We start from the raw sequence: 6,467 nt of genomic DNA on the forward strand, positions 1-6,467 counted from the left end.
CCTCAGCGCAGGATGAAGCCGGCATCGCCGGGCGGCGGCGGCAAGGGCGGCGCGTCGCGCCGGGCGAATTGGCGGAACAGCAGGATGCGCTCGGCATCGTCGGCCGGGGCCTGGCCGGCGGCCGGGCTGCGCAGCGCGGCCGGGTCGCTCACCGGACGCACCAGATAGGGGGTGACGGCGATCACCAGCTCGGTCTCGCTGCGCTGGAAGCGGTCGGAGCGGAACAGCGCGCCCAGCACCGGCACCTCCCCCATCCAGGGCACGGCGCGGCCGGTGGTGCGCTGGCTGTCCTGCATCAGCCCGGCGATGGCGAAGCTCTGCCCGCTGCCGAGCTCGATGGTGGTCTCGGCGCGGCGCACGGTCAGCGCCGGGATCTGCAGGCTGGAATTGTCGGCCGACAGGCGGATGGCGCCCTGTTCCGACAGCTCGCTGACCTCGGGGCGGACGCGCAGGCTGATGCGGCCGGGCTGCATCACCGTCGGCACGAAGGCCAGGCTGATGCCGTATTGCTTGAACTCGATGCTGATCTGGTCGTAGCGGCGGCCGACCGGGATCGGGAACTCGCCGCCGACCAGGAAGCTGGCGGTCTCGCCGGACAGCGCGGTCAGGTTGGGCTCGGCCAGGACATTGATCAGCCGGTCCTGTGCGAGCGCGTCGATGATGCCGTTCAGATTGACCGCGCCGGTATAGCCGGCGCTGTAGCGGCCGGGCAGGTTGGTCGGGTCGGCCAGGGAATTGTTGGTCAGGGCGCTGATGGCGAAGCGGCCGATCGAGCCCATCGCCTGCCAGTCCAGGCCGAATTGCCGCGTCACCTCGCGCGAGACCTCGGCCACCCGCACCCGCAGATTGACCTGGGCCGGGCCCTCGACGCTCAGGCGGTTGTCCAGGCTCTGCCCGGCGGCCAGGAAGCCGCGCACCAGCGAGGCCGCCTGCTCGGCCTCGGCCGGCTGCGCCACGCTGCCGGTCAGCGCCAGCCCGCCCGGCCGCGCCTCGACCCGCAGCGCGCGGCCGGGCAGCAGCCGGGCCAGCGAGGCCTGCGCCTCCTCCGCGCCGAAGCTGCCGGGGCGGACCATCACCTGGTACTGCGCCAGCGGCTGGCCGGCGGCGTCCATGGCGGCGATGGTGGTGCGGCCGGGCGCCACGCCGAAGACGAACAGGCTGGTGGGGCTGGCCGGCCGCACCTCGGCGACCTTGGGGTCGGCGGCGAAGAGGCTGGCGGCGGGGGCGGGCAGGGTGACGACGCGGCCGGCCCCGGCCTCCAGCAGCAGGGCGCCGGGCTGGGACGGCACCGCCACCTCCTGCGGGCGGGGGGGCGGCCCGCGCTGGGCCTCCGCGGCACCGGGCAGCAGCAGAAGCAGCGCCAACATCGGCAGGGCCGGATTTTCCAGCAAGGCGGGCAGGGGGCGCATCAGAAACGGATCTCCTCGGTTTTGGCGGGACCCTGGAACAGCCGCAATATGGTCCCGGTCTGGTTTCCAGGGTCTTGCAGCGCCGCCGAGACATCGCCGCTCCAGGTCAGCGGCCGGCGGGGCAGGATGCCGGGCAGCGCCGTGGGCTCCGGCAGGGCGGCGCGCACGGTCAGCGCCAGCCGGCCCAGCCGGTTGGCCACCGCGACGCGCTCGGCCTGGGCGGGCGTCACCTCCAGCGTCACGGTGCGGTTGCCGCGGTCGATGCCCGAGGCGTTGTCCAGATTGACCGCGCCCTGCACCAGCCGCTGGTCGATGGCGACGACGCGCAGATCGGCCAGCACCGTCTCGCCGGCGACGCGGCGGGTGGCGGGCAGGCTCTGCGCGTCCAGCGACTGCGACAGCAGCAGGTCGACGCGGTCGCCCGGCCAGATCAGCCCGGCGGTGCCGGTCACCGCGTCGACGCCGATGCTGACCGCGCGCATCCCCGGCGCCAGCACCGCCGCCAGGAAGCCGCGATCGCCGGGGCGGATGACATCCTCGCCGGCGCGCAGCGGCTGCCCGGCCTCGATCGAATGGCGCAGCATGGCGCCGACCAGCTCGGTTCGCTCGGCCGGCGTGTCGGGGCGGGCGCCGGCGGGGATGCTGCCGGGCGGCAGCTCCAGCCGCGACAGGTCGTCGGGGCCCAGCAGATTGCCGGCGCGCAGCGGCCGGGAGGCTGCGATGACGGCGGCCATGGCCGGCGGCGGCGGGGCGGCGGGGCCTTCGGCGACCGGCGGCGGGCCAGGGGGCTCCGGCATCAGGGCCAGCCAGGCCAGGCCGCCGATGCAGGCCACGACCAAAGCGACGACCAGGCCGAGCAGGGCGCGCAGCATCATGGCAGCATCCCGTTGGGGTCCAGCAGGGGCAGCAGCGCCCCGGCGGCGATGGCGACCGCATAGGGCAGCGGCCCGCCGCGGCGCAGGCGCCGGCATTCGGCGCGCCACAGCCGGGCGCTCAGGGTGGTGGGCGGCCGCGCCGGCAGCGCCAGCCGCCGCCGCGCCAGCAGATAGGGCAGCGCCAGCAGCCCGCCGGCCACGGCGATGGCCAGCAGCAGGTCAGGCAGGGCCTCCGGCGCCGCCAGCGGCGCGATGGCGGGCAGCAGCTTGGCGTCGCCGCCGCCGATCCAGCCCAGCCGCCACAGCAGCAGCGCCGGCAGCGCCAGCAGGGCCACCAGCGCCAGGGCCTGGCCGGCCTGGCCGTCGCCCAGCCGCAGCGCCAGGCCGCAGCCCAGCAGGCCCAGGCTGGCGCTGTCCGGGATGGTGCGCAGCGCCAGGTCGTGCAGCGCCACCAGCGCCAGCAGCAGCACCGCCATGACGGTCAGCGGCCCGCTCATGCCCATGATCCTTCTCCCCGCCGCCGGCGGGTGGCGTCAGGACCCGCCGATGGCGGTGGCGACGTCGTTGAACTTGGCGGCGATGTTGGTGCCCAGCAGCCGCACGCTGACGATGATGGCCACTGCGATCAGGGCCGCGATCAGCCCGTATTCCAGCGCGGTGACGCCGCGGCGGTCCTGGCGCAGGCGCTGCATCACCGGGCCCAGGCGGCGGGGGGACAGGCTGGATGGAAGACGCATGGGTCTCGGCTCCTCGCGAAACGGATGAAGCGCGGCCAAGGCGACAGCGCGCCGGCAGCTTCGGCCAAAAGGATGGATTTTTCGCAAAACCAGGGGCGTTTCACGGTCGGAAGACCCGTGGCAGGCCGGGCGGCGGCCGCAGCCAGAGCACCGCTGCCGCCTGGCCCGGATGCTGCGCCACCAGCAGCGGGCGTGGCGCCGCCGTGACGGGCGCGCTGCCGGCCGGCATCGAGCCGCCCAGCCAGGCGGCGACGCGGGCGCGATAGGCGGCGCCGCGCAGCGGGTCGCCGGAATGGTAGCGGGCGACGGCCTGCATCCAGTCGCCGGTCTCGGCCTGCAGCCGGCGCAGGAAGCGCGCGGCATAGGCGGCATTCAGCGCCGGGGAAAAGCCGTCTTCCGGATTGGCGAAGGCCTGCGGGTGGTGGTGCAGGTTCACCTGCAGGCAGCCGATATCGATACTGCGATGCCCGGCCGCCTGCAGCTGCCGCAGCCGGGCCACGGCATCGTCCCTGCTGTCCAGCAGGAAACCGGCGCCCCCGGCGTTCAGCGCCCAGGGCCAGGGCTCGACGCCGGTCGCGCTGCGGCGGCCGCTTTCCACCCGGCCGACGGCGCGCAGCAGGCCGGGGGGCAGGGACTCTGCCTGTTCGGCCGCCTCGATGGCGGGGCCGCAGTCTTCGGCGGCCGCCGTGGTGGCCAGGAGCAGGAAAAGGAGGAGGGCGCGCATGCCCTCCTCCTTGCCGCAAGGCGGGTTAAGATCCCGCCAGCGGCCGGCTCAGATCGGCGAGCCGGGCGGCGGCGCCAGCGTCGCCGGGTCGCGGAAGCGGGCCGGGTCGACCATGAAGATGGCGAGGGCGGCCTGGGCCGCCTCGCGCTCGGCGGCGCCCAGGGCGTCGGGCAGCGGGGGTGCGGCCTCCAGCCAGGCGGCCAGGCGGCGCAGCGTGGCGCGCACCACGGCGCGGACGCTGGGCGACGCCTCGGCCGAGGCGCCCAGCGCCATCAGGTGGCGCAGCGCGACATGGGCGATGCGCAGCTGCACCGCGCGCGCCAGGCCGGTTTCGGCCGGGGCCTTCCAGACCTTTTCCAGCGTGGTCTCGAAGATTTCTTCGAGCGAGGGCAGGGAAGCATCGCGGTGATGATGCTCGATCAGCCGCGCCGACCGCTGCGGGTGGAACACGAAAAAGAAACCATGCGTCGCGGCGGCTTCGGCGGCGCCCAGCGGGTCGAAGGCCGGGCCGGCCTGGCCGGGCAGCAGGTCGCGGGTGGCCAGGAACTCCGGCGGGCGCGGCGGGATGGCGCGCAGGATGGCTTCCGGCAGGGTCAGCGCGGCGGGCGACAGCGCGGCCAGGACGGCGTCCAGCGCGCGGCGCTGGTCGTCGGCCGGGACCAGCGCGGTCGGCACCTGGCCGTCGCCGCGCATGGCATAGCGCCAGTCGAGCCCGCCGATCAGCTTCACCGCCGCTTCCAGCTGGTATCGATGCAGCAGGAACAGCCAGGTCAGCCGGTCGCCGAGCTCAGCCATCGGGCGGCCCGGCTTGATGACGCGCTCGTCGAAGCGGGACAGGGCGGCGGCGCGCACCGTCATCAGCCGGGTCAGCTCGTCGGCGGCATCCGATCCGGTGTCCCAGTGATGGCCGCGGGGATGCATGCCGTTCTCGGGCAGGGCGTCCTGCTGGGCGAGGGTGTAGAGGCGCTCCTGATGCGCCGCCTTCTCCAGGATCGCGTCCAGGCCACGCTTCTCGTCTTCCGCGGACGTTCCTGGCGGGAATTCGGAATAGCCCCAGGTGATAGAAATCTCGTCCCAGCGGCCGATATCGGTGCCGTAGGCGGCGTCCAGCTGCACCTGGCCATTCCCGTCCAGTGTCAGCAGCGGCGCCGGATAGTCGCAGACCGACATGTCTTGGCCGTGGTTGCTGGCGATGTGGTTGTGGTCGAGCCCGAGCGTGTGCGAGACCTCATGCGCCGACAGCTGCCGCAGGCGGGCCAGCATGAAGTCTTCCACGGCCTTACAGGGTGTCGCGTCGTCGTAGGGCGCCAGCAGGGATTCGGCCAGGCCGCGCAGATGGCGGTCGCGCAGGGCGGTCAGCGTCACCTCGCCTTTGATGATCTCGCCGGTGCGCGGGTCCCAGATCATGGTGCCGTAGGAAAAGCCGCGGCTGCCGCGCGGCACCCAGGTGATGGTGTTGAAGCGGATGTCGAGCGGGTCGGCATCTTCCGGCAGCAGCTCGACGCGGAAGGCGTCGATGAAGCCGGCGGCCTCGAAGGCGCGGCGCCACCAGCGGGCGCCGTCGAGCAGGGCGGAGCGGATCGGCTCCGGCGCGCCGCGGTCGACGTAATAGACCAGCGGCTGCACCGGGCGGCTGCGCGCGGCGGTCGGGTCGGCCTTCTGCAGCCGGTGACGGATGGCGTAGTGGACGTCGAAAGGTTCTTCCAATGACCGGCCGAAGTCGTGGAAGACGACGCTGTTGAAGAAGGAGCCGCGCGGGTCGAATTCGCGCGGGCGATAGCCGGGCTCGGGCAGGGCGATGAAGCAATGGCGCAGGCGGATGCTGATGGCGCGCGGATCCGGCGCCAGGGCGGCGAGGCCTTCGCGCTGGCCATTGCCGTTCCAGAAGGGAAGCAGCTCGGCATCCGGGTTGGCGAAGGTCAGGATCGCCTCGGCCTGGCTGTTGCGCGGGAAGGCGCGGTTGCCTTCCTCCGCCAGCGCGGACCGGCTGGCATCGAGCGTGTATCGCCCGCGCGTCGCGGCGCGCGACAGGGTGCCGGCGATGTCGCGGGCGTCGTGCAGCAGGAAAGACGTCGCATCGACCAGCAGGGTGGCGCCGGCCTCCTCCAGGATGTCGAAGCCCCAGAGGATGGAATCCGGGAAGGCCTGGCGCAGCGCGAGCTCCTGCGCCGGCTCGCCGCTGGAATTGCGCCAGGCGGTGTTCACGGCGATCAGGAACAGCCGTGGCCCGCGCCGCTCGAAGCGCACCACCTGCGGCCGGCTGAGCCCGCCGCGCTCCAGCCGCAGGTCGCCCACCCCCTGGGCCAGGCGGGTGACGTACAGGAAGTCCTCGCCGATGCGGGGCAGCTCCAGCAGCATGCGGCCGCCGGCGCCGTCCCAATGCAGGGTGACGAAGCCTTCCTGCCGGACAAGGCCGGCGGCGGAGGCGAAGGCGGGCGCGGCAGCAGCCGGCATTTCGTTCTGGGTCATATCGGGCAGGGTCATGGCGGCGCGGACTTTTCTGCCGGCGCGGCCCCGCGTCAACCCGGGCGCGGCAGTCTCGCGCTGCAGCATGCCGCGGCCGTGGCCGCGCCCAGGCGTTGCGCGGCGCGGCGGATCTCCGGCAGCGGATGTCCGGAGAAGCCCAGGACGAAGCCATCCCGCCGAGGCCTCGGTCAGCGTGGCGGCCAGCAGATCGCGGGCGGCGCGGTAGCGCGGGAGCATCCGCCGCAGATGGGCGGCA

Annotated in this window: 6 protein-coding genes; all 6 read right to left on the reverse strand. The window is 73.9% G+C overall.

Features of this window, described 5'->3' with window-relative positions:
• Positions 1-2: 2 nt before the first annotated feature.
• The gene (locus GVN67_RS05135; protein WP_159993478.1) at positions 3-1,409 is read right to left on the reverse strand and encodes a type II and III secretion system protein family protein; all 1,407 of its coding nucleotides are present in this window, start codon (positions 1,407-1,409) and stop codon (positions 3-5) included.
• Positions 1,409-2,284, reverse strand: coding sequence for a Flp pilus assembly protein CpaB (gene cpaB / locus GVN67_RS05140; RefSeq protein WP_159993480.1), 876 nt, complete (start codon positions 2,282-2,284; stop codon positions 1,409-1,411). The genes GVN67_RS05135 and cpaB overlap by 1 nt, the downstream gene beginning before the upstream one ends.
• On the reverse strand, positions 2,281-2,781 hold the full coding sequence (locus GVN67_RS05145) for a prepilin peptidase (protein WP_159993482.1): 501 nt from the start codon (positions 2,779-2,781) through the stop codon (positions 2,281-2,283). Before GVN67_RS05145 ends, cpaB begins: the two co-directional genes overlap by 4 nt.
• Before the next feature lie 36 nt (positions 2,782-2,817).
• Complete coding sequence (locus GVN67_RS05150; RefSeq protein ID WP_235034957.1) at positions 2,818-3,021, reverse strand: Flp family type IVb pilin; 204 nt, start codon at positions 3,019-3,021, stop codon at positions 2,818-2,820.
• A gap of 100 nt (positions 3,022-3,121) precedes the next feature.
• Positions 3,122-3,745, reverse strand: a complete 624-nt coding sequence (locus GVN67_RS05155; RefSeq protein ID WP_159993484.1) for a lytic transglycosylase domain-containing protein — start codon at positions 3,743-3,745, stop codon at positions 3,122-3,124.
• Positions 3,746-3,793: 48 nt separating this feature from the next.
• Positions 3,794-6,229 (reverse strand): zinc-dependent metalloprotease, encoded by a 2,436-nt coding sequence (locus GVN67_RS05160; RefSeq protein ID WP_159993486.1) that lies wholly within the window; start codon positions 6,227-6,229, stop codon positions 3,794-3,796.
• Between the last annotated feature and the right edge of the window lie 238 nt (positions 6,230-6,467).

The organism is Roseomonas sp. 18066 (assembly GCF_902706185.1).
GTDB lineage: Bacteria > Pseudomonadota > Alphaproteobacteria > Acetobacterales > Acetobacteraceae > Pseudoroseomonas.

Coding starts and splice junctions, on each gene's coding strand:
- GVN67_RS05135 (WP_159993478.1), bottom strand. CDS start 1,409: ATGCGCCCCCTGCCCGCCTTGCTGGAAAATCCGGCCCTGCCGATGTTG.
- GVN67_RS05155 (WP_159993484.1), bottom strand. CDS start 3,745: ATGCGCGCCCTCCTCCTTTTCCTGCTCCTGGCCACCACGGCGGCCGCC.
- GVN67_RS05150 (WP_235034957.1), bottom strand. CDS start 3,021: ATGCGTCTTCCATCCAGCCTGTCCCCCCGCCGCCTGGGCCCGGTGATG.
- cpaB (WP_159993480.1), bottom strand. CDS start 2,284: ATGATGCTGCGCGCCCTGCTCGGCCTGGTCGTCGCTTTGGTCGTGGCC.
- GVN67_RS05145 (WP_159993482.1), bottom strand. CDS start 2,781: ATGAGCGGGCCGCTGACCGTCATGGCGGTGCTGCTGCTGGCGCTGGTG.
- GVN67_RS05160 (WP_159993486.1), bottom strand. CDS start 6,229: ATGACCCTGCCCGATATGACCCAGAACGAAATGCCGGCTGCTGCCGCG.